This window comes from Nocardioides sp. CER19 (genome assembly GCF_029846275.1).
Lineage (GTDB): Bacteria > Actinomycetota > Actinomycetes > Propionibacteriales > Nocardioidaceae > Nocardioides.
In genome coordinates, this window is sequence record NZ_JARVWS010000002.1 from 938,188 (window position 1) to 960,982 (window position 22,795).

The following is a 22,795-nucleotide window of genomic DNA, read 5'->3' on the forward strand; positions in this document are numbered from 1 at the left end:
AGATGATGCGTCCCGTGGGGATCCCGAGCAGGCAGCTGAACGAGGGCGAGACGGTCGTCCTCCACACCCGCACGCACGCGAAGGCACTGCTGCTGCCGGCCCTGGCGCTGATCGTGCTGCTCGTCATCGGGGAGATCGGTCACTTCTGGCTCCCACGGGTCACCTCGCTCGTGCTGTGGGCGCTGGTCGCCCTCGGGGCGCTCTGGTACGTCGTCCGACCGGTCCTCGTCTGGGCGAGCGCCACCTACACCGTCACCACCCGGCGACTGGTCACGCGGCGCGGCGTCCTCACCCGACGCGGGCACGACATCCCGCTGAGCCGGATCAGCGACGTCGCCTCCGAGCGCGACCTCATCGACCGGCTGCTCGGCTGCGGCACCCTCTACGTCAGCGACGCCAGCACCCATGGGCGGGTCATGCTCCACGACATCCCGCGCGTGGAGGAGGCCCAGCGGCTCATCAACGAGCTCCTCAACGACAGCAACGACCGCGCCATGCGCGACGAAGGCGTGTAGCCGGTGCCCGAATCCACTCCCGAGGGCGTGCGCTACACCGCGTCCGAGGTCGCCGAGCGCACCGGCGTCAGCCTGGACCAGGCCAAGAAGCTGTGGCGCGCGCTCGGCTTCCCGGAGGCCGGCGGGGAGGCGTTCTACACGGAGGACGACCTCGCCGCGCTGACCACGCTCACCGACATCCTGGCCACCGGGATCATCGACTTCGACCTCGCCGTCAACCTCACGCGCGGCGTCGGGCTGACCATGGCCCGGCTCTCGGACTGGGAGGTCTCGGCGATGGTGCACCACCTCGAGACGCTCGGCCGGCTCGACGACAGGCCGGCGCTCACCGAGGTCGCCGGCGCGGTCACCGAGGAGTTCAACAAGCGCTTCGAGGGCCTGCTCACCTACGCCTGGCGGCGACACATGAGCGCCGCCCTCGCGCGCCTCGACGCGTCCGAGGCCGACGACCTCGGGACGACCCAGGTGACCGTCGGCTTCGCCGACATCGTCTCGTTCACCGCACTGTCGAACACGCTGACGCAGGAGAAGATCGGCGACCTCGTCGAGCTGTTCGAGTCCCGCTGCGCCGACGTCATCGCCGTCCAGCAGGGCCGCGTCATCAAGAGCCTCGGCGACTCCGTGCTGTTCGTGAACGACGACCCGATCCGGGCCTACGACACGGCCGAGGGCATCATCAACGTGATCGGTCGCGACCCGCGCATGCCGGACGTGCGGCTCGGCCTCGCCACCGGCTCGGTGGTCACCCGGCTGGGCGACGTGTTCGGCCCGCCGGTCAACATGGCGGCCCGGCTCACCGCCGTCGCGCGACGCAACCGGATCATCGTCGACGAGACGACAGCGGCCCGGCTTCCGGCCGACCAGTTCGAGACCCGACGACTGCCGGCGCGCCCGGTGCGGGGCTTCGGGATCGTCGAGCCGGTCGCCGTACGGCGCCACTGAGCGAGCCTCGCTGCCTTTGCCCTGGCAGCAAGATGTCACTGGCAGGAACGAGCAAACCGGCGTCCGACGCTATCGGGGCTGCCTACGATTTTGCTCGTGATCCAGGTCCAGGACATCCGCGTCGACCCCGAGGCCCGTCGGGCATGGCGGGGCGACGAGGAGATCAGGCTGTCGCGGAAGGAGTTCGACCTCCTGCACAAGCTGATCAGCAACGCCGGCACGATCGTCACCCGCGACGAGCTGATGCAGGACGTGTGGGCCACCCGGTTCTGGACCTCCTCCAAGACGATCGACGTGCATCTGGGCTGGGTCCGCCGCAAGATCGGCGACGACAGCCGGCACCCGCACCTCATCACCACCGTCCGCGGCAAGGGGCTGCGTTTCGAGATCGGCCAGGTCGCCGTCCTCTGAACGACACTCCGCGCCGGCCGATACCCTTTGCGGGTGTCAGCCCCCACGCTCGCCGTCATCGGCGGTGGCCAGCTCGCCCGCATGATGGCCCAGCCCGCGATCGCGCTCGGACTGCCGCTGCGACTGCTCGCCGAGGCCGAGGGCGTCTCGGCTGCCCAGGTGATCCCCGACCACGTCGTCGGTGACTACCGCGACCTCGACACCCTGCTCGAGGTGACGGAGAGCTGCGCGGCCGTGACGTTCGACCACGAGCACGTGCCGACCGAGCACCTGCACGCGCTGGAGCGCGCCGGACTCGCGGTGCGCCCCGGCCCCGAGGCGCTCGTCTACGCGCAGGACAAGGGGCTGATGCGCGAGCGGCTCGCCGAGCTCGGCGTTCCTTGCCCGCGCAACGCCATCGTCACCTCCGTCGAGGAGGTCGAGGCCTTCGGGTTCCCGTGCGTCCTCAAGACCACGCGGGGCGGGTACGACGGCAAGGGCGTCTGGGTCGTCAGGTCCGCCGCCGACGCCGTCGAGCCGTTCGAGGTGGCCGGGCGCACCGGCGTGCGGATCCTGGCCGAGGAGCTCGTCGACTTCCGCCGCGAGCTCTCGGCGATCGTCGCCCGCTCGCCGAGCGGCCAGGCGGCGGCGTACCCGGTCGTCCAGACCACGCAGCGCGACGGCATCTGCCACGAGGTGATCGCCCCGGCCCCCGACCTCGCGGACGAGCTGGCCGGGCAGGCCCAGTCGATCGCGCTCAAGGTCGCGGGCGAGCTGGGCGTGACCGGGATCCTCGCAGTCGAGCTGTTCGAGACGACCGACGGCCGGATCCTCGTCAACGAGCTGGCCATGCGGCCCCACAACACCGGCCACTGGTCGCAGGACGGTGCCGAGACGTCGCAGTTCGAGAACCACCTCCGCGCGGTGATGGACCTGCCGCTCGGCTCCCCGGCACCACGGCAGCGCTGGACCGTGATGGTCAACATCCTCGGAGGGTCCGACCCCGACGCCGGGCGGCTCTACGACGGCTTCCCGCACGCGCTCGCCCGCGACCCGCACCTGCGGGTGCACCTCTACGGCAAGGACCTGCGACCCGGCCGCAAGGTCGGCCACGTCAACACCTACGGCGAGGACCTCGACGACTGCCTGGAGCGGGCCCGGCACGCCGCCGCCTGGTTCGCCGGGGATCTCGGCAACGAGAGCGAGTGACCCGGCGGCTCGTGCGGGTGGCCGCCGGTCGATGAACGGACAGCGCCCGGCCGATAGGGTTCCGACGTGACTGCTTCCGTCGGCATCGTGATGGGCTCGGACTCCGACTGGCCGGTGATGAGGGCCGCCGCGGAGGCGCTCGAGGAGTTCGGCATCGGCTTCGAGGCGGACGTCGTCTCGGCGCACCGGATGCCGGAGGAGATGATCGACTACGGCAAGCGCGCCCACGAGCGTGGCCTGTCGGTGATCATCGCCGGGGCCGGGGGAGCGGCTCACCTGCCCGGCATGCTCGCATCGGTCACGCCGCTGCCCGTGATCGGCGTCCCGGTGCCGCTGAAGTATCTCGACGGCATGGACTCGCTGCTCTCGATCGTGCAGATGCCGGCAGGGGTCCCGGTCGCCACCGTCTCGATCGGCAACGCGCGCAACGCCGGCCTGCTCGCCGTACGCATCCTCGCGGCCACCGACCCGGCGCTGCAGGCCGAGGTGGTGGAGTTCCAGGCCTCGCTCAAGGCGGCCGCGCACGCCAAGGGCGAGGTCGTACGCCGGGAGTCCGGCTCCTCCGCGCAGGCCTGACCGGTCGGGTCAGCCGACGTACGCGTCGGCGGTCAGCGGCAGGTCACGTACCCGGATCCCGGTCGCGTGGTAGGCCGCGTTGGCGACCGCCGCTGCGGTCCCGACGATCCCGATCTCGCCGATCCCGCGCGATCCCATCGGCGTGAAGGTCGTCGTCGACTCGTCGAGCCACTCGGCCTCGACGCCGGTCACGTCGGCGTGCGCCGCGATGTGGTAGGTCGCCAGGTCCTGGGTGACGACGTGCCCGAAGCGGGGATCCCGCACCGACTCCTCGAAGAGCGCCGCCGACATGCCCATGACCAGGCCGCCGACGAGCTGCGACCGGGCGGTCATCGGGTTGACCACCCGCCCGACCGAGTAGACACCGAGCAGGCGCGGCACCCGCAGCTCGCCGGTGTCGCGGTGCACCCGCACCTCGGCGAAGACCGCGCCGAAGGAGTGGAACGAGAACCGCTCGGCCTCGTCGCCGCGCTCGGCGCCCGCCTCCGTCCGCAGGCCCGGCGCGGGCCGGTGACCGTGCTCGGTCCTGAACTGCTGGGCGGCGGCCACGATCGCTGAGCCCCACGAGCTGGTCCCGGACGAGCCGCCCGCCACCGACGCCGGCGGCAGCGCGGTGTCGCCGAGATGCAGGTCGATCGCGTCGGGCCCGACCGAGAGCGCGTCGGCGGCGATCTGGGTCAGCGCGGTGCGGGCGCCGGTCCCGATGTCCACCGAGCCGATCGAGACGGCGTAGCGCGCGTCGGGCAGCGACTCGATCCGCGCGACGTTGCCGGGCTGGCGCATCGCCGGGTACGTCGCCGAGGCGGCCCCGGTGCCGACCCACCACTCGCCGTCGCGGGTGCTGCGCGGCTCGCGCGGCCGGCCCGCCCACCCGAACCGCGCGGCGCCGCGGTCGAGGCACTCGAGGAGCCCGCGCCGGTCGAACGGCAGGCCCTTCTCGGGGTCGAGGTCGGGCTCGTTGCGCCGGCGGAGCTCGACCGGGTCCAGCCCGCACGCCTCGGCGAGCTCGTCCATCGCCACCTCGTGCGCATACATCCCAGGCATCTCGCCGGGCGCCCGCATCCAGGACGGCACCGCGACGTCGAGCACGGCGAGTCGGTGGCTGGTGCGCCGGTTCGGGGCGGCGTACATCATCCGGGTGGAGGAGGCCGTCTGCTCGGCGAACTCGCGCAACCGCGAGGTCTGCTCCAGCACCCCGTGCTCGATCGCGGCGAGGCGGCCGTCGCGGTCGGCGCCCAGGCGGAACTTCGAGATCGTGGCGGTCCGGTAGCCGGTCAGCGCGAACATCTGCTGCCGGGTCACCGCGAGCCGCACCGGCCGCCCGCCCGTGGTGCGCGCCGCGAGCGCTGCCGCCATCACGTGGGCGTGCGCCTCGCCCTTGCTGCCGAAGCCGCCGCCGACGTACGGCGCCATGACCCTGACCTGCTCCTTCTCCATGCCGAGCATCGGCGCGAGCGCGGTCGCGACTCCGTGCACGCCCTGGCTGGAGTCGTAGAGGGTGAGCCGGTCGCGGCCGTCCTCCTCGCCCCACCAGGCGGTGGTCGCGTGCGGCTCGAGCGGGTTGTTGTGCTCGTACGGCGTCCGGTAGGTCTGCTCGAGGACGACGTCGGCGCCGGCCAGCGCGGTGTCGACGTCCCCGGTCTCGGTGTCGGTCTCCATGCTCGGGTTGACCTTCTCGGGGCGGTAGGTCGCGTTGTCCTCGCGCAGCTCTGCCTCGGCTGGCTCCTCCTGCTGCTCCACGCGCACGAGGCGGGCGCCCTCCCGGGCGGCCTCCGAGGACTCGGCGAGCACCAGCGCGACGATCTGGCCGCGGAACCCGATCCGGTCGTCCTGCAGGATCGCGAGCTCGCCGTTGTCCGTCTCCGCCAGGCGTGGTGCGTCGGTGTGGTCGACGACCGACAGCACGCCCGGGTGGGCGAGCGCGGCGCTCCGGTCGACGGAGACGACTCGGCCGCGGGCGATCGTGGACTGCACGAGCCAGCAGGCCAGCGGCCGGGGGACCGGGTGCTCGACGGCGTACGCCGCCGAACCGGTGACCTTCTCCACGCCGTCGACGCGGGGCAGAGCGGTGCCCATCGCCTTGGCATCGATGGGTGCGGGCACGAGATCGGTCATCGGTCCTCCTCGGCCAGGGCGGGAACCAGGCGCCGGAAGGCCAGCGCGGTGGCGTTGCGGACCATCGGGACCTTGTAGCCGGCGTCGCTGCTGGGAGCGGCGCTCGCGAGCTCCGCGTCGGCTGCGGCCCGGACTGCGGCCTCGGTGAGCGGGCGGCCGCGCAGGGCGTCCTCGGCGCGCTCGGCGCGCCAGGGTTTGTGGGCGACGCCGCCCCAGACGACCCGCACGTCGGTGACGGTGCCGTCCTCGGCGAGGTCGAGCGCGACCGCGACGGACACCAGGGCGAAGGCGAAGGACGCCCGGTCGCGGACCTTCACGTAGGTGGAGCGACGGGCGAGCGCCGACGCGGGCAGCTCGACGGCGGTGATGAGGTCGCCGTGACCCAGCACCGTGTCGTGCTCGGCGTCGTCGCCCGGGAGCCGGTGTAGCTCGGCGGCCGGGATGCGGCGCCGCCCGCCGGGCCCGAGCACGAGCACCGCGGCGTCGACGGCGGCCAGCGCCACCGCCAGGTCGGACGGGTGCACGGTGACGCAGGCCGGGCTCGCCCCGAGGATCGCGTTGTAGCGGCCGTAGCCTCCAGCCGCCGAGCAGCCGCTGCCGGGCTCGCGCTTGTTGCAGGGGGTGGTCGGATCCTGGAAGTAGACGCAGCGGGTGCGCTGCAGCAGGTTGCCGCCGGTGGTGGCCTGGTTGCGGATCTGCCCGGAGGCGCCGGCGAGCAGTGCCCGGGACACGACGGGCCAGCCGGCCCGGACCCGCCGGTCGGCGGCCAGGTCGCTGTTGCGCACGTTGGCGCCGATCGTCAGGCCGTCAGCGGTCTCCTCGAACCCGTCGAGCGGCAAGTGGCTGATGTCCACCAGCGTCCCGGGTGTCGTGATGCCGAGCTTGAGGTGGTCGACGAGGTTGGTGCCGCCGCCGAGGAAGCGGGCGTCGGGGTCGTCGGCGACGGTGGCGACGGCCTGGGCGGGGTCGCTCGCGCGGACGTAGGCGAGCTCCTTCATGCGCCGGCCACCTGTCGGACAGCGGCCAGGATCCCGGGGTAGGCGCCGCAGCGGCACAGGTTGCCGCTCATCCGCTCGCGGATCTCGCTGTCGGTGAGGTCCTCCAGCGTGGTCGGGACGTCGAGGTCTTCGGTGACGTGGCTCGGGGCGTCGCGAGATGCCTCGTCGAGCATGCCGACGGCCGAGCAGACCTGGCCGGGCGTGCAGTAGCCGCACTGGTAGCCGTCGTGGTCGAGGAAGGCCTGCTGCACCGGATGCAGCCCGTCGCGCGCCAGGCCGGCGGCGGTCGTGATCTCGGCGCCGTCGTAGGACAGCGCGAGAGCGAGGCAGGTCAGATGTCGTCGTCCGTCGAGCAGGACCGTGCACGAGCCGCACTGACCGTGGTCGCAGCCCTTCTTCGGTGAGGTGTTGCCGAGCCGCTCACGGAGGGCGTCGAGGAGGGTGGTGCGGGTGTCGACGGTGACGGCTCTGCGCTCGCCGTCGACGGTGAGCTCGATGGTCGTGTCCACCCTTCTCGGTCCCCGCACGTGCTCCCGGCAAACAGGTCGACCTACATGACCGCGTCGGTCGGGGGATACCGGAGGAGCATGACCACCACACCAGTACCTCCCGCCGAGCCCGGCACGGACCCGTACCCCGGTGGCATTCCGGAGCCGGGGCCGGACATCCCCGACCCGTTCCCGGGTCCCGACCCCACGCCCGAGCCGAAGCCGGACACCCAGCCGCCGGAACCGCCGGACTGAGCCGGCGGGATCCTCAGCGCCGCCTGGCCCACTCGATCGCGGGGCAGGTGTCCATGACCATCCGCAGCCCGGCGGCCGTCGTACGGTCGAAGGCGTCCTCGTCGACGACACCGAGCTGGAACCACACGGCCTTCGCGCCGATCTGTGCCGCCTCGTCGGCGAACTGACCGGCTGCCTCCGAGCGGCGGAAGACGTCCACGACGTCCACGGGGAACGGCACGTCGGCGAGAGTCGGGTACGCCCGCTCGCCGAGCACCTCGAGCGTCCCGGATGCGGCGGCCGGGTGGATCGGCACGATCCGCTTGCCGCGCTCCTGGAGGAGGGCGGCGATGGAGTACGCCGTCCGATGCGGGTCGCCGGAGAGCCCGACGACCGCCCAGGTCTTGCAGTCGTCGAGCATGAAGTCGATCGCGTCCGAGCTCTGCCAGTCGGCCATGCTCCGACCTTAGTTCGCGAGCGCAGGCCTCCCGTGAAGGCGTGGGCTACTCGCGAGTAGAATCGAGCCTCATGAGCGCTGAGTACCCGTTGTTCGCCCTCTCCGAGGAGCACCAGGAGATCCGCAAGGCGATCCGGGAGATCTGCGACGCGAAGGTCGCGCCCTACGCCGCGGCGGTCGACGAGGAGGCGCGCTACCCGCAGGAGGCGCACGACGCCCTGGTGGCCTCGGACTTCTACGCCCCGCACGTGCCGGAGGCCTACGGCGGCGTCGGCGCCGACGCGCTCGCCACGGTCCTGGTCATCGAGGAGGTCGCCCGTGCCGACGTGTCGGCCTCGCTGATCCCCGCGGTCAACAAGCTCGGCTCACTGCCGGTCCAGATCGGCGGGTCGGAGGAGCTCAAGAAGCACTACCTCGGCAAGCTCGCCGCCGGTGAGGGCGGGTTCTCCTACTGCCTCTCCGAGCCCGACGCCGGCTCGGACGCGGCCAACCAGAAGACCCGCGCCGTGCGCGACGGTGCTGGTCCTGAGGCCGGCTGGGTCCTCAACGGCGTCAAGCGCTGGATCACCAACGCCGGCGTCTCGGAGTACTACACCGTGCTGGCGATGACCGACCCCGAGAAGCGCTCCAGGGGGATCAGCGCCTTCGTGGTGGAGAAGTCCGATGAGGGCGTCTCGTTCGGCGCCCCGGAGAAGAAGCTGGGCATCAAGGGCTCCCCGACGCGCGAGGTCTACTTCGACAACGTCCGGCTCCCCGCCGACCGGCTCATCGGGGAGGAGGGCCGCGGCTTCGAGTACGCGATGCAGACCCTCGACCACACCCGTATCACGATCGCGGCGCAGGCGGTCGGCGTCGCCCAGGGGGCGCTCGACTACGCGCTGGGCTACATCAAGGAGCGGCGGCAGTTCGGCACGTCGATCGCTGACTTCCAGGGCCTGCAGTTCATGGTCGCCGACATGGGCATGAAGGTCGAGGCGGCCCGGCAGATGACGTACGCCGCCGCCGGCCGGTCCGAGCGCGGTGATGCGGACCTGACGTTCTTCGGTGCGGCGGCGAAGGCGTTCGCCTCCGATGTGGCCATGGAGGTCACCACCAATGCCGTGCAGCTGCTGGGCGGCTACGGCTACACCCGCGACTACCCGGTCGAGCGGATGATGCGCGACGCCAAGATCACCCAGATCTACGAGGGCACCAACCAGGTCCAGCGGATCGTGATGGCCCGTCAGCTCCTCGCCGGAGTCCAGTCAGAGCTGTGACGCCCCGGCCGTACGCCGCTGGAGCGCCTGCTCGTGGAGGGCATGCATCTCCTCGTCGTACGGCGACACGGGACCGATGACCTCGATGCCGGGTGCGACGTCGGTGATCGCGAGCGTGCTCACGGCCGATGCCGGCACGCCCCAGCCGGCCCGCCAACCGGCCAGCTGAGCGGCGGAGGCGGCGTAGACGACCTTGCCCAGGCCGGCCCACGCGTGGGCCGCGGCGCACATCGGGCAGTGCTCGCCCGTGGTGTAGACGGTCGTGGCCGCCCGCTCGGCGAGCGGCAGGTGGTCCACCGCCCACCGGGCGAGCGCCAGCTCGGGGTGGGCGGTCGGGTCGTGGTTGGTGTGCTCGAGATTGCGCTCCTCGGCGAGGATGTCGCCGTCCGCGTCGACCAGGACGGAGGCGAACGGACCGTCACCGGCCTCCATCGCGAGGGCAGCCAGCGTGATGCAGTGACGCAGGTGCACGGCGTCGCAGTTCGCGGTCATGGACAGATCCTCCGCCTTCAGCGGCTCGGCGTCACCTCACTTCGAAGTGCGGATCCCCCTGCGGGGCGACCTCGTCGACCGACACCTCGGCCACCTCGGCCCGGCGCGGGCCGCTGCCGCACCAGTCGAGCAGCGTCGTCACGGCCTGGGGGTCGCCCTCGAAGTGGCCGGAGACGCTGCCGTCCGGTCGGTTGGCGACCCGGCCCGTCACGCCGAGCCGCTCGGCCTGCTCGGCGCAGGACGCGCGGAAGAAGACCCCCTGGACACGTCCGGTGACGACCACGTCGACGGCCCTGGTGCTCATCGACACAGTGTGGCAAAGGAACAGCCGGCGGCGCGCGTCTGTTGGGGCAGACCGTGAGCGAGCTCTTCACCCCCATCACCCTCCGTGGGCTGACCGCCCGCAACCGCGTCTGGGTCGCACCGATGTGCCAGTACTCGGCGACGGACGGCCTCCCGAACGACTGGCACTTCGCCCACCTGGCGAGCTTCGCCCGCGCCGGCGTCGGCGTCGTCCTCACCGAGGCGACGGCGGTCGTGCCGGAGGGGCGCATCTCGCCGCAGGACACCGGCCTCTGGAACGACGAGCAGACCGCTGCCTGGCGGCGGATCACCGACTTCGCCCACCGCCAGGGCGCCGCGATCGGCGTCCAGCTCGCACACGCCGGCCGCAAGGCCAGCACCCGCCCGGCCTGGGAGCGCGGCGTCGTGGGCCCGGAGGAGGGCGGCTGGGAGCCGGTCGCGCCGAGCGCGGCGGCGTACCCGGGGCTGCTCGACCCGCGCGAGCTGACGCCGGAGGAGATCGCCGCGCTGCCCGGCGCCTTCGCCGACGCCGCGGAGCGTGCGCTCGCGGCCGGCTTCGACCTCGTCGAGATCCACGCGGCGCACGGCTACCTGCTCCACCAGTTCCTCTCGCCGCTGAGCAACCTGCGCACGGACGGCTACGGCGGCAGCTTCGACAACCGCGCCCGGCTGCTGCACGAGGTCGTCGACGCGGTGCGGGCGCGCGTGCCGGAGGACTACCCGGTCATCGTCCGCATCTCCGCCACCGACTGGCTCGAGGGCGGCTGGGACGGCGACCAGTCGGTCCGGCTCGCCGGCACGCTGGCCGACAAGGTCGACCTCGTCGACGTCTCGACCGGCGGCGTGGCGCCGGCGCGGATCGAGCTCGCCCCGGGCTACCAGGTCCCGTACGCCGAGCGGATCCGTGCCGAGGCCGGCGTCCCGACCGGCGCGGTCGGGCTCATCACCGAGCCGGCGCACGCCGAGGAGATCGTCAAGAACAGGCAGGCCGACGTCGTGCTGCTCGCCCGCGCACTGCTGCGTGACCCGCACTGGGCCCTGCGTGCCGCCGCCGAGCTCGGCGGCGAGGTGGACTGGCCCCAGCAGTACGAGCGGGCCCGGCCAGCCTGAGGGGACCGGTCAGAGCAGCTCGGCGAGCATCGCCGCGACCCGCTCGGCGCCGCCGGTCTCGACCGGCCGGCTGACCACCTCGGTGCCGGCCTCCTTGACGACCGCCTCGGCCAGCCAGGCCGGGTCGCTGACCTCCTCGTAGCTGACACAGCGGCCGGCGCCGTAGCGCTCGAGGCGGTGGCGGACGTGGATGTTCTGCTCGAAGTGGTGGCGCAGCGGGACGTAGAGGAACGGCACGCGCGCGGCCGCGAGCTCCATCGTCGTGGTGAGGCCGCCCTGGACGACCGCCACGTCGGCCGCCGCGAGCCGGAGGTGGAGGTCCGGCACGAAGCCCCTCACGTCCGCGCCGTCCACGTGCGGGAGGGCGGCGGGGTCGATGCGGGGGCCGGTGACGACGAGGAACCGCAGCTCGGGGACGAGTCGGCGGGCGATCGGCACCGCGTCGAGCACCCGTCGCAGCAGCGGCTCGCCGACCCCCGAGCCGCCGACCGCGACGAGGCACAGCACGTCGCGGTCGCCGTACCCGAGCTCGCGACGCGCCCGCGCGACCTCGGCGGCCGAGGGCGGTTCGAAGCCCGTGACGTAGCCCGCGAAGTCGTAGTTGTCGACCGTCCACTCCCGGATGTTCGGGAGGCCCGGCCCGAACGACTCGTCGACGACGTCGTCGGGGTTGCCGACGAAGATCTGGCGGTCGCGGATCCGCCGGTAGCGGGCGCGCTGCTCCAGCATCTCGGCGTTGTAGTCGGCGGTGACCAGGGCCGCCCGCGCGCCCTCGTCGGGCATCGGCAGCCAGCCGACGAAGTCGGTCATCCACGCGAACGAGAACCGCTTCAGCTCGGGGTTCTCGTGCAGGAAGTAGTCGACGTCCCAGCTCTCGTCGCCGATCACCAGGTCGTACGGCGTCTCCTCGACCACCTCGTCGAAGACCATGAAGTTGTTGACGAGGATCTCGTCCATCTCGCGGATCGCCTGGAAGACATGCAGGTCGTGCTCGCCCGACTCGGCCTCGAGGTGCGCCGACTCGCTGCCGAGCCACCGCGAGGCCGGGTGCACCCGCTCGCCGGCGTCCTCCAGCACCCGGGTGACCGGGTGCTGGGCGAGCCAGTCGATCTGCAGGTCGGGGTGGAGCGTCCGCAGCCGCTGCGCGATGGCGAGGTCGCGCCGCGCGTGTCCGAGGCCGATGGGGGAGGAGAGGTAGAGCGCTCGGCGCGGCCGGCCCCGGGCGCGGGACCACCGCTCGGTGCTCATCCCCCCGCTCCCGCGGCGGATCGCACGAAGTCCCGGATCAGGTGGTTGACCTTGACAGGGTCGCGCGCCAGCGGCAGGTGGCCGCCGCCCTCGATCGCGACGAGCCGTCCGCCGGTGAGCTCGGCGATGAGCTCGCTGCGGCGGACCGAGCTGATCCGGTCGTGGTCACCGTGGATCGTGAGCAGCGGCGTGGTGATCCGGGCGCACCACTTCCGCAGGGTCTCCGCCGACGGGACGCGGCCGCCGGCTTCGGCGACCAGCACCTCGGCGTTCGTCTCGCGTCCCCAGGCGACGCAGTCCTCGATCGGCTTGGTCGAGTGCGGCTCCGGGAAGCACTGCCCGAAGAAGAACCACAGGAAGTCGTCGTAGGACCGCCGCCAGTAGCCGGGGTCCATCTTCGCCCAGTGCTCGAGCGGGTCGGTGCCAAGGTGCGGCACCCGCGAGGGGGGCAGCTCGACGGGGTCCGGTCGCCTGACCCGCTCGGGCCGGGGCGACGTCCCCAGCCGCAGCGACGGCCCGATGAGCACCGTGCCCGCGATCCGCTCTGCGTGGTTGGCGGCCAGGTCGAGGGCCCACTGAGCCGCTCGGGACAGTGCGACCACGACCGCCGTCTCGGTCCCGGTCACGTCCAGCACGGCGAGCGCGCGCTCGACCTGCCGGTCCTGGTCGTACGCCGCCGGCTCGACCGGTCGGTCGGAGAGGCCGTTGCCGGGCCCGTCGTAGGTCACCACGCGGTGGTGCCGCGCGAGATAGGGGAGCTGCAGCTTCCAGAAGCGCTGGTGCACGATCGTCCACGTCGGCATCAGCAGGAGCGTGGGCCCGGCGGTGCCGTGCACCTCGTAGTGCACCTTCGTCCCGGCCGCCTCGACGAACCCGTCCGCGTCGGCCGCGCCGATCCGGCGATCCTCGCTCATCGCTCCTCCCATGCTGAGTGTGAGCGCGGGCGGGGTGCCAGGGCCAGCCCCGGGCGGAGTCGCGGAACGAAGCGCGGCACCCGGTCGGCGTACTCCGTGTAGGGCTCGCCCAGCTGGAGACGCAGGTCGTGCTCCTCGAAGCGCACCGCCACGACGATGTAGGCCGAGGCGACCGTCGCGAAGAGCAGCCGGCCGATGCTCATGTCAGGGGTCGACCAGAACGCGATCAGGAAGCCGACCATCAGGGGATGCCGCACGTAGCGGTAGAGGCCCGGCGTGCGGAACTCGCCCTCGCGGTAGGTCGTCGCCCGCCAGCGGGCCACGACCTGCTTGATCCCGAACAGGTCGAAGTGGCCGATGAGGAACGAGCTGACCAGCAGCACGACCCAGCCGGCGACGTAGCCGGCCCACAGCAGCAGACGGGCCCAGGTCGGGTCGGCCGACCACACCTCGTGGGGGAGCGGCCGCCACTGCCAGAGCAGCAGTGCCACGACGGCGCTCGACGCGAGCACGTAGGTGCTGCGCTCCATCGAGGGCGGCACGACAGTGGTCCAGGCCCGCTTGAACCACGGCCGCGCCATCACGCTGTGCTGGACGGCGAACAGCGACATCAGCGTCAGGTCGACGACCAGGGCGAGCCAGACGGGGGCGTCCGGCCCGTCGTCGACGCCCTTCGGCACGGCCACGCCGGCCAGGAAGAGCGTGGTGTAGGCGAGCGACGCCACGAAGGCGAGGTAGGCGAGCGCTCCGTAGGCGAGCGTCGCGATGCGCGCGGTCATCAGGGCTCCTCTCCGGCGGGTCGGTCGACCGACCGAATATCGAGACGCTAGCATTCGGTCGATCGACCGACAAGGGCCCTTTCCCGAGGAGACCACATGGCCGCCGAGACCGCGTCCCGACTCACGCAGGCGGCGCGCGCCTGCCTGCTGGCCGAGGGCTACGCGAACCTGTCGACGCGGCGCGTCGCTGACCACGCCGGCGTGCCGCTCAGCCAGATCCACTACCACTTCGGCGGCAAGCAGGGCCTCGTCCTCGCGCTGCTCGCGGCGGAGAACGAGAAGCTGGTCGCGCGCCAGGACGCGATGTACGCCGGCGACACCCCGCTGTCCGCCCGCTACGACCAGGCCTGCGACTTCCTCGACGACGACCTCGCCTCCGGCTACGTCCGGGTGCTGCAGGAGATGATCGCCGCCGGCTGGTCGGACTCCGCCGTCGCCGAGCAGATCATCGCCCTGCTGCGCGCCTGGATCGACGTGCTCCGCCGCGTGCTGTCGGAAGCCGAGCGGGACCTCGGCGGGCTCGGGCCGTTCTCGGCCGAGGACGTCGCCCTGCTCGTCGGCATGGCCTTCCTCGGCGGTGAGTCGGTCCTCCTGCTCGGCGACGACCATTGGTCCACCGCGGTGAGGCGAGCGCTGCGACGCGTCGGTGACCTCATCCGCCTCGCCGAGCGGAGCTGACCGCTGCCGCGCGCAGGTGTGCCGGTGGGTACCGACCGCGCATGGCAGTGGATTCCGAGACCGGCCCGCTCCGCGAGGTCATCCTCCACCGGCCCGGTCGTGAGATGGAGCGGCTGACCCCGACCAACAAGGACGACTACCTCTTCGACGAGGTCGTCTGGCTCGAGCGCGCCCAGCACGAGCACGACGCCTTCGCGGCGACGCTGCGGGACCAGGGTGTCGAGGTCCACCTGCTCGAGGACCTCCTGTGCGAGACGATGGCGGTGCCCGAGGCGCGCAAGCACGTGCTCGACGGAGTGGTCGGCGAGCGGCTGCAGGGACCCCTGGCCGTCGACGCCGTCGACAACCTCTTCAGTCGGCTCGACCCCGCGACCCTCACCCGCCACCTCATCGCGGGCATCACGAAGCGGGAGCTGCTCGAGCACGTCGAGGAGCCGGCCTCCGTCGTCGTGCGGTCGACCGGCCTCGACGAGCTGCTGCTGCCGCCGTTGCCCAACCACCTCTTCACCCGCGACCCCTCCGTGGATCTACGACGGCCTCAGCGTCCACGCCATGCGCCGGCGGGCCCGGATGCGCGAGACGCTGCACTACGAGGCGATCTACCGCTGGCACCCCCGGTTCGCCGACGTGTCCGTGCCTCGGTGGAGCGACGGCGTCGCCGACGCACCCGCGAGCATCGAGGGCGGTGACGTGCTCGTGCTCGGGGGCGGCGCGCTGCTCGTGGGCATGAGCGAGCGGACCACCCCGCAGGGGATCGAGCGGATGGCACTGCGCCTCTTCGCCGCCGGGAGCGCCGACCGGATCGTCGCGCTGGCGCTCCCTCGCGAGCGGGCCTTCATGCACCTCGACACGGTGATGACCATGGTCGACGACCACACCTTCGTGGCGTACGCCGGCCTCGGACTGCTGCCGTCGTACACCATCGAGCCGAGCGACAACGCCAAGGAGCTCCGGGTGACGTCCCATCCGGCCGAGGACATGCACCGTGTCATCGCGGCGGCTCTCGGGATCGACGAGGTCCGGGTCCTCACCGCCGGCCACGACCACCACGTCGCGCAGCGGGAGCAGTGGGACGACGGCTGCAACGTCCTCGCGGTTCGGCCCGGCGTCGTCGTGGCCTACGAGCGCAACGTGACGACCAACGCGATGCTCGAGAGCCACGGGATCGAGGTGCTGACGATCCCGGGCAGCGAGCTGGGCCGGGGCCGCGGCGGCCCGCGGTGCATGAGCTGCCCGGTCGAGCGTCAGGCGCGCGCCACGACGAGCCACGTCAGGTAGCCGGCGTACGTCACCACGAACAGCGCACCCTCCACCCGGTTGATCCGGGAGCCCGACAAGAAGACAGGGAGGGCGCCGAGCGCGGTGACCACCAGCAGCACGAGGTCGGCGGAGAGCACCTCGTCGGCGACAGGTACGCCGTGCGGCGCCACCACGACGGTGAGCCCGAGCACGAAGGCGATGTTGTAGATGCTCGAGCCGAGCAGGTTGCCGATCGCGATGTCGCGCTCGCCGCGCAGCGTCGACAGGACGGTCGTGACGAGCTCGGGGGCCGAGGTGCCGATGGCCACGACGGTGAGGCCGATGACGGCCTCGCTGACGCCGAGCGAGGTGGCGGCGTCGACGGCTCCGTCGACGAGCAGCTCCGCGCCCAGCACGATCACCGCCAGCCCGACGACCAGACCGACCACGTGCTTCAGCGGCGCTCGCGCGCGAGGCACGGTGACGGGGCCGTCGGGGGGCGTGGCTGCGGCGGCGTCCGCCTGGTCGCGTCGGCTGAGGCGGAGCAGCGCCCAGGTGTACGCCGCCCCGCCGACCAGCAGCAGGATCCCGTCCCACCGCCCGAGGATGCCGTCGAGCGCGAGCAGGAACAGCAGGAGCGCCGCCGCGGTCATCACCGGCAGGTCGAAGACGAGCGTGCGCCTTGCGAAGAGGACCGGGACGATCAGAGCGCTGAGGCCGAGGATGAAGAGGATGTTGACCAGGTTGGTGCCGACGATGTTGCCGACCGCGAGGTCGGGGCTGCCCTTGCGCGCCGCGTCGATGCCGACCGCGAGCTCCGGCACGCTGGTGCCCAGCGACACCACGGTCAGGCCGATGACCATGGGGCTGATGCCGAGCCAGGTGGCCAGTCCGCGTCCGCCGCCGATGAGGAGCTCGGCGCCGGCGAGGAGCGCGGCCAGCCCGCCCGCGACCAGCAGCGCGCTGTGCATCAGCCGATCGACGAGCGATCAGCGTGCGTCACGCTTCGCCTGCCGCCGCCTGCCCGCCGCCTGGCTCGCCGCGTCCTTCTTGACGCCGCCCGTCGTCTTCTTCGCTGCCGGACGCCGGGACGTCGCCGGCTTCTCCACGGCGGCCGCGGTCGTCGCGACCGGCTCGGGACCGGTGCCGTCGGTCCGGGCGGCCGCCTCGAGCCGGGACGTCTTGAGCTCCGCAGCGGCACGCGCCGCGTGCGCGGCGACCTGCCGGCTCACCGCCGCCAGGGCGGTCTCGAAGACCTCGGCCTTGTCGCGGTCGCGCTGGTTCTTCGGATAGCTGAACCCGCGCCCGCCCCGCTTCACGACCGCGCCGCGCGCGTTCCGCCGGTAGATGGTCACGTACTTCGACCGCGCCTCGCGGATCCGGGAGTGCAGCGCGAGCAGCTCCTCCTCGTCCAGGTCCGTCAGCGCGTCGCGCGAGGTCTCCCTGACGAGCTGCTGCTCGGCGTCGGTCATCGAGTTGAGCACCGCCTGCTTCATGGTTCCCCTTCCGCCAGGCGCGTCACCGGCGACGCGGTCTGTCAGCATCGTGCCGCAGGGCTCGCGTCGCGACCAGCCCTCCGGTGGATGCCGGGGCGGTGCTCAGCCGTCGAGCGGCATCGCCCAGCCGGTGACCGAGCAGCCGTTCACGCCGACCACGCCGACGAGGTCGAAGGCGTACTCCGAGGCGTGGACCGCGAACGTGCCATGGAGCACGCCGGCACTGCCCAGGGGGAAGAGCCCGGGGTTCAGCTCGCCGCCGATCACGGTCGGGGCCGAGCCGCCGACGACCCGTTCGCCCCAGACGACGGGGTAGCCGCCGCTCGCTCCGACCAGGGCGACGGAGACGATTCCGCCGGAGCACTCGCCCTTGACCTGCAGCTCGCCGACGGTGCCGACGACCGCAGGCTGCTGCGTGGTCGCCGCGAGATCTGCCCGGAGCACGGTCGCGCCCGGTCCTGGCGCTCCCTGCACGCCCGCCGGTCCTTGCGCCCCCGCCGGTCCTTGTGCGCCCGTCGGTCCTTGCGCCCCTGCCGGTCCGGGCGGGCCCTCGGCCCCCTGCGGCCCGGTTGCGCCGGTTGCGCCGGTTGCGCCGGTTGCGCCGGTCGCGCCCTTGGCGCCGGCCGGGAGCTGCCCGGCGCGGAAGTCACGGGCCAACAGCGATCCGTCGCGGATGTCGGCGCTGGTGACGCTGTTGTCCTTGATCTGCTTACCGGTCACGACGCGGGCGGCGTCGGCGACGTGGGAGTTGGTGGCGAGGAGGAAGCCCAGCGTCGCGACGACGGCCAGCTGGGCGGGACGGGGGCGGCGCACCGTCCCAGAATCTCATTCCTGACGGGCGGACGGCCACGGACCTTGGTCCTGCTCGCGGTGCTGGCGATCACCTCATCACCCGCCTCAGGACGAAGAACCGCAGCAGGGTCGTCACCGCGTTCGCGAGCACGAGCACGGTCAGCTCGGTCACTCGGACCGCGCCCGGATCGGCCGCGTGCAGGAGGGCGAGCGACCCGCTGGTGAGCCCGAGCCCGAGGGCGAAGGCGACCAGGCCTGCGACGTGGTGCCGTACGACGCCCCGGCGTGCCGTGATCCCGAAGGTGAGCCGACGGTTGGCGGCCGTGTTGGCGATCGCCGTCGTCAGCAGGGCGACCAGGTTGGCCGCCTGGGCCCCGAACGGCAGTCGTAGGCCGAGATAGAGCACGAGGTAGGCCAGCGTGCTGAAGATCCCGACCGCACCGAACGTGACGACCTGCGCGGGCAGCGCGGGATCCGCCGGTCGCGGCCGCCCGATCCCCTCGACGGCGATCCGGCCCGCGGTGAGCCCGCCGAGCAGCCGGCGTACGCCGCGCAGGTCGTCGAGCGCCGTCGCCACGATGTCGACCCGGGAGTCGGGGTCGTCTACCCAGTCGACCGGTACCTCGTGGATGCGCAGCCCGGCCTCCTCGGCGAGCACGAGCAGCTCGGTGTCGAAGAACCAGCCGCCGTCCTCGACCAGGGGCAGCAGCCGCTCCGCGACGTCGCGGCGGATCGCCTTGAAGCCGCACTGCGCGTCGCTGAACGAGGCGGAGAGCACCCCACGGAGCAGCAGGTTGTAGCAGCGCGAGATCAGCTCCCGCTTCGGGCCGCGGACCACTCGACTGCCGCGGGCGAGGCGGGTGCCGATCGCGACGTCGGAGTGGCCGCTGAGGAGGGGCGCCACGAGCGGGTCGACGGCCCGGAGGTCGGTCGACAGGTCGACGTCCATGTAGCCCACGACCGCGGCGGTCGAGGACGACCAGGCCGCCTTGAGCGCACGGCCCCGACCCTTCTCCTCGAGACGCAGCGCCCGGACCCGGGGCAGCTCGGCGGCCAGCTCCTCGGCGATGGGCCAGGTGTCGTCGGTGCTGGCGTTGTCGGCGATCACGATCCCGCATCGGTAGGGGAGCCGGTCGAGGTAGTCGTCGAGCCGCCGGACGGACTCCGCCAGCGCCTGCTCCTCGTTGTAGACCGGGACGACGAACTCGACGGCGGTGGCGACCGCCAGCGTGTCGGCCGTGTCGGCCGCGTCGGTCTCGCGGGCCAGCGCGGTCATGCGCTCACCCCCGAGGCGTCGTTGCTCGACGTGCCCGACGCCTGCTGGGTGAGGTCGTAGACGGTGACGCCGTCGACGGTCTGGGCCGTGAAGCTCTCGCTCACCCAGGTGGAGATCTGCGAGGCCTCCGTGGTGGAGCCGCCCTGGCCACCGCGCATGCCGCCGTTGCCGCCGCCGATGAAGAAGTGGATCTTCCCCGCGGCGACGTACTCCTTGAACTGCGCGAGGGTCGGGCTCGCGGCGGTGCCGTTGAAGCCGCCCATCGCCATGACGGGCTCACCGGTGGCGAGCTGGTAGCTGGCCGCGTTCTGGGCGCCGGTCGTCGCGGCCACCCAGGTGTAGTCGCCGGCGTTCGCGGACAGCATCGACGTCAGCTCCGAGGAGACGCTGGCGCCGCCCAGGATCCCGCCCGTGCCGCCGCCCTGACCACCGCCGGTGCCACCACCCGGCATGCCGCCGGGAGTGCCGTGGCCTCCGGGAGCACCTCCGGGAGCACCTCCGGGCGCACCACCGGGGAAGCCGCCCTGGCCGCCCGGCGTCCCGCCCGGCATCCCGCCGCGCTGGCCGAAGCCGCCGCCGCCCGGCCGCCCGCCGGGGCCGCCCAGGGACGTCACCGGCCCGGCCGTCACGATCGAACCGGTGTGCGGTGTCACCACGGTGTCCACGGCGTACGCCGCCGGACCGGTCAGCCCCGTGAGGAGCACCGCGCCGACCACGCCGGCGACCAGGGCCCGCGAAAGCCGGTGGACGACGGCGAGGGCGCCGGTCGCCGCGAGCCCGACGAGCAGGACCAGCCAGCGCAGGGCGTCGTAGGGCTGCTCTCCGGACTGGCCGAGGAGCGTGAACGCCCAGACCGCCGAGGCGAGCACCGAGCCGGCGAGGACGACCCGGGCGACCAGCAGCCGACGCTCCCGCCAGACGGCGACCCAGCCCAGCACCGCCGTACCGGCGATCCACGGGGCCAGCGCCACCGTGTAGTAGTCGTGGTAGATGCCGGCCATGAACGAGAAGACCGCGGCCGTGGTCACCATCGCGATGCCGTTCAGGAGCAGCGCGGCGCGCAGCCGGTCCGTCCGCGGCGCTCGGCCGCGGAAGGCGACGCCCGCGACGAGCAGCAGCAGCGCGGCGGGCAGCAGCCAGCTGACCATGCCACCGGACACGCCCTGGAAGACGCGGAGCATCCCGACACCGCTGCTGAAGCCGCCGTTGCCGAGGCCGCCGGCCTCGTCGCCGGTGAGCCGGCCGAGGCCGTTGTAGCCGATGACCAGCTCGAGGATCGAGTTGTTCGTCGACCCGTCGATGTAGGGCCGGGACGAGGCGGGGACGAGCTCGACGATCGCGATCCACCACCCCGCGCTGACGATCATCGCGGCGAAGGCGCCGAGCAGGTCGAGCAGGCGGCGGCGGACGGAGGTCGGCGCCGCGATCAGGTAGACGAGGGCGAACGCTGGCAGCACCAGAAAGGCCTGCAGCATCTTGGTGAGGAAGGCGAGACCCACCAGCGCACCGGCCAGCGCGAGCCAGCGGCCTCGGGCGGCCTCGGCCGCCCGCAGGGTGGCGTAGCCGGCGGTCGCGAGCAGGAGGACGAGGAGCGCGTCCGGGTTGTTGAACCGGAACATCAGGGCCGCCGACGGCGTGAGCGCCGTCGCGGCGCCCGCCACGAGGCCCGGGGTCGACCCGGCGGTGCGACGCACCGTCGCATACACGACCCCGACCGTCGCGACGCCGAGCAGCGCCTGCGGCACCAGGATGCTCCACGAGCTCAGCCCGAAGAGCCGGACCGAGAGGCTCATGAGCCACAGCGAGGCGGGAGGCTTGTCGACGGTGATCGAGGTCCCGGCGTCGAGCGAGCCGAAGAAGAACGCCTTCCAGCTCTGCGATCCGGCCTGCGCGGCCGCCGAGTAGAAGGAGTTGGCGTAGCCGGACTCGGACAGGGTCCACAGGTAGAGGACGGCAGTCCCGGCGAGCAGCGCGAGCAGTGCGCCGTGCCGGCGCCACCACGACCGACGCTCCGGTACGGCGGGCGCCACTGCCTGGGCGGGGGGAGTGAGGAGTGTGGTCATGCCGACGACACTGACCGGCCGGACTGTGCCGACGGTTCCGTCGCCCTGTGCGGGGTCTGTGGGTACCGACAGCCATGACCGTCTCCTGGACCAACTTCATCGCTGCGCTGGTGACGGCCTGTGTGACAGCGCTGGTCGTCGTGGTGCTCGGGACCATCGCGTTCCGCATCGCCGCCCGCTACTGGTCGCGCGGCGACATGCTCGCGCGCACCGTACGCGCCCCGTTCCGGACCTTCGCCGGCGTGATCGCGTTGGCGGTCGCGGTCACCCGGACGCCGTACGGCGCCTGGGACTGGTGGCCGGCGGTCCAGCACACGATGCGCATCGCGGTCGTGGCGTCGAGCGCCTGGCTGATCGGGGCCATGCTGATCTACGTCGAGGACGTCAGCCTGCGCCGGCACCGCACCGACGTCCCCGACAACCTCACCGCGCGGCGGTTGCGGACGCAGGTCCTGCTGCTGCGCCGGCTGACGGTGGTCGCAGTCGTCGTGCTCGCGATCGCGGTGGCGCTGTTCACGTTCCCCGGCGTCAGGACGTTCGGGGCCAGCCTGCTGGCGTCGGCCGGCGTGATCTCCGTGATCGTCGGCATCGCCGCCCAGTCCTCCCTCGCCAACGTCTTCGCGGGGATGACCATCGCCTTCAGCGACATGCTGCGCATCGACGACGCGGTCATCGTGGAGGAGGAGTGGGGCTGGGTCGAGGAGATCACCCTGACGTACGTCGTCGTGCGGCTGTGGGACGACCGGCGGCTCGTCATGCCGTCGACGTACTTCACCCAGAACCCGTTCGAGAACTGGACGCGGCACGCCTCCGAGCTCCTGGGCGCGGTCGAGTTCGACGTCGACTGGCGGGTCGACACCCAGGCGATGCGCGCGGCACTCGACCGGATCCTCGCCGACACCGAGCTGTGGGACGGCCGGGTGAAGGTGCTCCAGGTGACCGACGCCCTCGCCGGCTACGTGCGGGTCAGGGTCCTCGTCACCGCCAAGGACGCGCCCACGCTGTTCGACCTGCGCTGCCACGTGCGCGAGCAGCTCGTCGGCTGGCTGCAGCGCCACGACGAGGACGGCCTGCCGCGCCAGCGCACGGAGCTCGTCGAGTCGAGCAGCCACCCCTACCTCCGACAGCCCTCCACCGGCACCGGCCTCTTCACCGGCGACGCCCAGGCGGAGGACCGGGCGGCCCGCGCCGGCGGGCATCCGGAGCCCTGACGCCGAGCGGCTCC

At 72.6% G+C, this 22,795-nt stretch carries 24 protein-coding genes and 1 pseudogene; 11 read left to right on the forward strand and 14 right to left on the reverse strand.

What is annotated here, in order from left to right:
* The first annotated feature begins 2 nt into the window (after nucleotides 1-2).
* The 5 genes from QDS12_RS13035 (at nucleotide 3) to purE (ending at nucleotide 3,632) form a co-directional block, all read left to right on the forward strand.
* Nucleotides 3-515, forward strand: a complete 513-nt coding sequence (locus tag QDS12_RS13035) for a PH domain-containing protein (RefSeq protein ID WP_279879485.1) — start codon at nucleotides 3-5, stop codon at nucleotides 513-515.
* A gap of 3 nt (nucleotides 516-518) precedes the next feature.
* Complete coding sequence (locus QDS12_RS13040) at nucleotides 519-1,457, forward strand: adenylate/guanylate cyclase domain-containing protein (protein WP_279879486.1); 939 nt, start codon at nucleotides 519-521, stop codon at nucleotides 1,455-1,457.
* Between the two features lie 96 nt (nucleotides 1,458-1,553).
* Nucleotides 1,554-1,868, forward strand: a complete 315-nt coding sequence (locus QDS12_RS13045) for a winged helix-turn-helix domain-containing protein (protein ID WP_279879487.1) — start codon at nucleotides 1,554-1,556, stop codon at nucleotides 1,866-1,868.
* A 27-nt stretch (nucleotides 1,869-1,895) separates the two neighbouring features.
* Nucleotides 1,896-3,056, forward strand: coding sequence for a 5-(carboxyamino)imidazole ribonucleotide synthase (locus tag QDS12_RS13050; protein ID WP_279879488.1), 1,161 nt, complete (start codon nucleotides 1,896-1,898; stop codon nucleotides 3,054-3,056).
* Between the two features lie 90 nt (nucleotides 3,057-3,146).
* On the forward strand, nucleotides 3,147-3,632 hold the full coding sequence (purE, locus tag QDS12_RS13055; protein WP_279880442.1) for a 5-(carboxyamino)imidazole ribonucleotide mutase: 486 nt from the start codon (nucleotides 3,147-3,149) through the stop codon (nucleotides 3,630-3,632).
* Nucleotides 3,633-3,641: 9 nt separating this feature from the next.
* Here the strand turns inward: purE and QDS12_RS13060 are convergent, their stop codons facing one another.
* Genes QDS12_RS13060 through QDS12_RS13070 form a run of 3 tightly spaced genes read right to left on the reverse strand, consistent with a single transcriptional unit; the run spans nucleotide 3,642 to nucleotide 7,254 of the window.
* A complete protein-coding gene (locus QDS12_RS13060) occupies nucleotides 3,642-5,747 on the reverse strand; it encodes a xanthine dehydrogenase family protein molybdopterin-binding subunit (protein WP_279879489.1) in 2,106 nt (701 codons plus the stop codon).
* Nucleotides 5,744-6,745 (reverse strand): xanthine dehydrogenase family protein subunit M, encoded by a 1,002-nt coding sequence (locus QDS12_RS13065; RefSeq protein ID WP_279879490.1) that lies wholly within the window; start codon nucleotides 6,743-6,745, stop codon nucleotides 5,744-5,746. The genes QDS12_RS13060 and QDS12_RS13065 overlap by 4 nt, the downstream gene beginning before the upstream one ends.
* On the reverse strand, nucleotides 6,742-7,254 hold the full coding sequence (locus tag QDS12_RS13070) for a 2Fe-2S iron-sulfur cluster-binding protein (RefSeq protein ID WP_279879491.1): 513 nt from the start codon (nucleotides 7,252-7,254) through the stop codon (nucleotides 6,742-6,744). Before QDS12_RS13070 ends, QDS12_RS13065 begins: the two co-directional genes overlap by 4 nt.
* Before the next feature lie 78 nt (nucleotides 7,255-7,332).
* Here QDS12_RS13070 and QDS12_RS13075 point away from each other — a divergent pair, with 78 nt between their 5' ends.
* Complete coding sequence (locus QDS12_RS13075) at nucleotides 7,333-7,488, forward strand: hypothetical protein (protein ID WP_279879492.1); 156 nt, start codon at nucleotides 7,333-7,335, stop codon at nucleotides 7,486-7,488.
* Nucleotides 7,489-7,501: 13 nt separating this feature from the next.
* On the opposite strand, the gene QDS12_RS13080 is transcribed toward QDS12_RS13075, so the two are convergent.
* Nucleotides 7,502-7,924: a CoA-binding protein gene (locus QDS12_RS13080; protein ID WP_279879493.1), complete on the reverse strand. Its 423-nt coding sequence runs from the start codon at nucleotides 7,922-7,924 to the stop codon at nucleotides 7,502-7,504.
* Nucleotides 7,925-7,995: 71 nt separating this feature from the next.
* Here QDS12_RS13080 and QDS12_RS13085 point away from each other — a divergent pair, with 71 nt between their 5' ends.
* Nucleotides 7,996-9,180, forward strand: a complete 1,185-nt coding sequence (locus QDS12_RS13085) for an acyl-CoA dehydrogenase family protein (protein ID WP_279879494.1) — start codon at nucleotides 7,996-7,998, stop codon at nucleotides 9,178-9,180.
* Here the strand turns inward: QDS12_RS13085 and QDS12_RS13090 are convergent.
* Nucleotides 9,169-9,672 (reverse strand): nucleoside deaminase, encoded by a 504-nt coding sequence (locus QDS12_RS13090; RefSeq protein ID WP_279879495.1) that lies wholly within the window; start codon nucleotides 9,670-9,672, stop codon nucleotides 9,169-9,171. The two genes, QDS12_RS13085 and QDS12_RS13090, sit on opposite strands and share 12 nt — an antisense overlap.
* Nucleotides 9,673-9,703: 31 nt before the next feature.
* Entirely contained in the window at nucleotides 9,704-9,976 is a 273-nt protein-coding gene (locus QDS12_RS13095; RefSeq protein WP_279879496.1) for an acylphosphatase, read from the reverse strand.
* A gap of 53 nt (nucleotides 9,977-10,029) precedes the next feature.
* Here QDS12_RS13095 and QDS12_RS13100 point away from each other — a divergent pair, with 53 nt between their 5' ends.
* Nucleotides 10,030-11,085, forward strand: a complete 1,056-nt coding sequence (locus tag QDS12_RS13100; RefSeq protein ID WP_279879498.1) for an NADH:flavin oxidoreductase/NADH oxidase — start codon at nucleotides 10,030-10,032, stop codon at nucleotides 11,083-11,085.
* A 9-nt stretch (nucleotides 11,086-11,094) separates the two neighbouring features.
* Here QDS12_RS13100 and QDS12_RS13105 read toward each other — a convergent pair whose 3' ends face one another.
* From QDS12_RS13105 to mddA, 3 genes are read right to left on the reverse strand one after another with little or no spacing between them, the layout of a single operon-like run.
* On the reverse strand, nucleotides 11,095-12,333 hold the full coding sequence (locus QDS12_RS13105) for a glycosyltransferase (protein ID WP_279879499.1): 1,239 nt from the start codon (nucleotides 12,331-12,333) through the stop codon (nucleotides 11,095-11,097).
* The gene (locus QDS12_RS13110) at nucleotides 12,330-13,247 is read right to left on the reverse strand and encodes an alpha/beta hydrolase (RefSeq protein ID WP_279879500.1); all 918 of its coding nucleotides are present in this window, start codon (nucleotides 13,245-13,247) and stop codon (nucleotides 12,330-12,332) included. The genes QDS12_RS13105 and QDS12_RS13110 overlap by 4 nt, the downstream gene beginning before the upstream one ends.
* Nucleotides 13,244-14,026 (reverse strand): methanethiol S-methyltransferase, encoded by a 783-nt coding sequence (gene mddA / locus QDS12_RS13115; RefSeq protein WP_279879501.1) that lies wholly within the window; start codon nucleotides 14,024-14,026, stop codon nucleotides 13,244-13,246. The genes QDS12_RS13110 and mddA overlap by 4 nt, the downstream gene beginning before the upstream one ends.
* 96 nt (nucleotides 14,027-14,122) lie before the next feature.
* Here mddA and QDS12_RS13120 point away from each other — a divergent pair, with 96 nt between their 5' ends.
* Both QDS12_RS13120 and QDS12_RS13125 read left to right on the forward strand, forming a co-directional pair.
* Entirely contained in the window at nucleotides 14,123-14,704 is a 582-nt protein-coding gene (locus QDS12_RS13120) for a TetR/AcrR family transcriptional regulator (RefSeq protein WP_279879502.1), read from the forward strand.
* Nucleotides 14,705-14,808: 104 nt separating this feature from the next.
* A pseudogene (locus QDS12_RS13125) lies at nucleotides 14,809-15,982 on the forward strand (arginine deiminase).
* Here the strand turns inward: QDS12_RS13125 and QDS12_RS13130 are convergent.
* From QDS12_RS13130 to QDS12_RS13150, 5 genes are all read right to left on the reverse strand, one after another.
* Nucleotides 15,949-16,914, reverse strand: a complete 966-nt coding sequence (locus QDS12_RS13130) for a calcium/sodium antiporter (protein WP_279879503.1) — start codon at nucleotides 16,912-16,914, stop codon at nucleotides 15,949-15,951. The pseudogene QDS12_RS13125 and the gene QDS12_RS13130 overlap by 34 nt on opposite strands.
* 18 nt (nucleotides 16,915-16,932) lie before the next feature.
* On the reverse strand, nucleotides 16,933-17,439 hold the full coding sequence (locus QDS12_RS13135) for a hypothetical protein (protein ID WP_279879504.1): 507 nt from the start codon (nucleotides 17,437-17,439) through the stop codon (nucleotides 16,933-16,935).
* 102 nt (nucleotides 17,440-17,541) lie between these two features.
* Nucleotides 17,542-18,252: a hypothetical protein gene (locus QDS12_RS13140; RefSeq protein ID WP_279879505.1), complete on the reverse strand. Its 711-nt coding sequence runs from the start codon at nucleotides 18,250-18,252 to the stop codon at nucleotides 17,542-17,544.
* A gap of 67 nt (nucleotides 18,253-18,319) precedes the next feature.
* Nucleotides 18,320-19,507: a bifunctional glycosyltransferase family 2/GtrA family protein gene (locus QDS12_RS13145; RefSeq protein ID WP_279879506.1), complete on the reverse strand. Its 1,188-nt coding sequence runs from the start codon at nucleotides 19,505-19,507 to the stop codon at nucleotides 18,320-18,322.
* Nucleotides 19,504-21,570: a glycosyltransferase family 39 protein gene (locus QDS12_RS13150; protein ID WP_279879507.1), complete on the reverse strand. Its 2,067-nt coding sequence runs from the start codon at nucleotides 21,568-21,570 to the stop codon at nucleotides 19,504-19,506. The genes QDS12_RS13145 and QDS12_RS13150 overlap by 4 nt, the downstream gene beginning before the upstream one ends.
* Before the next feature lie 74 nt (nucleotides 21,571-21,644).
* Here QDS12_RS13150 and QDS12_RS13155 point away from each other — a divergent pair, with 74 nt between their 5' ends.
* Entirely contained in the window at nucleotides 21,645-22,781 is a 1,137-nt protein-coding gene (locus QDS12_RS13155; RefSeq protein WP_279879509.1) for a mechanosensitive ion channel domain-containing protein, read from the forward strand.
* Nucleotides 22,782-22,795: the final 14 nt, after the last annotated feature.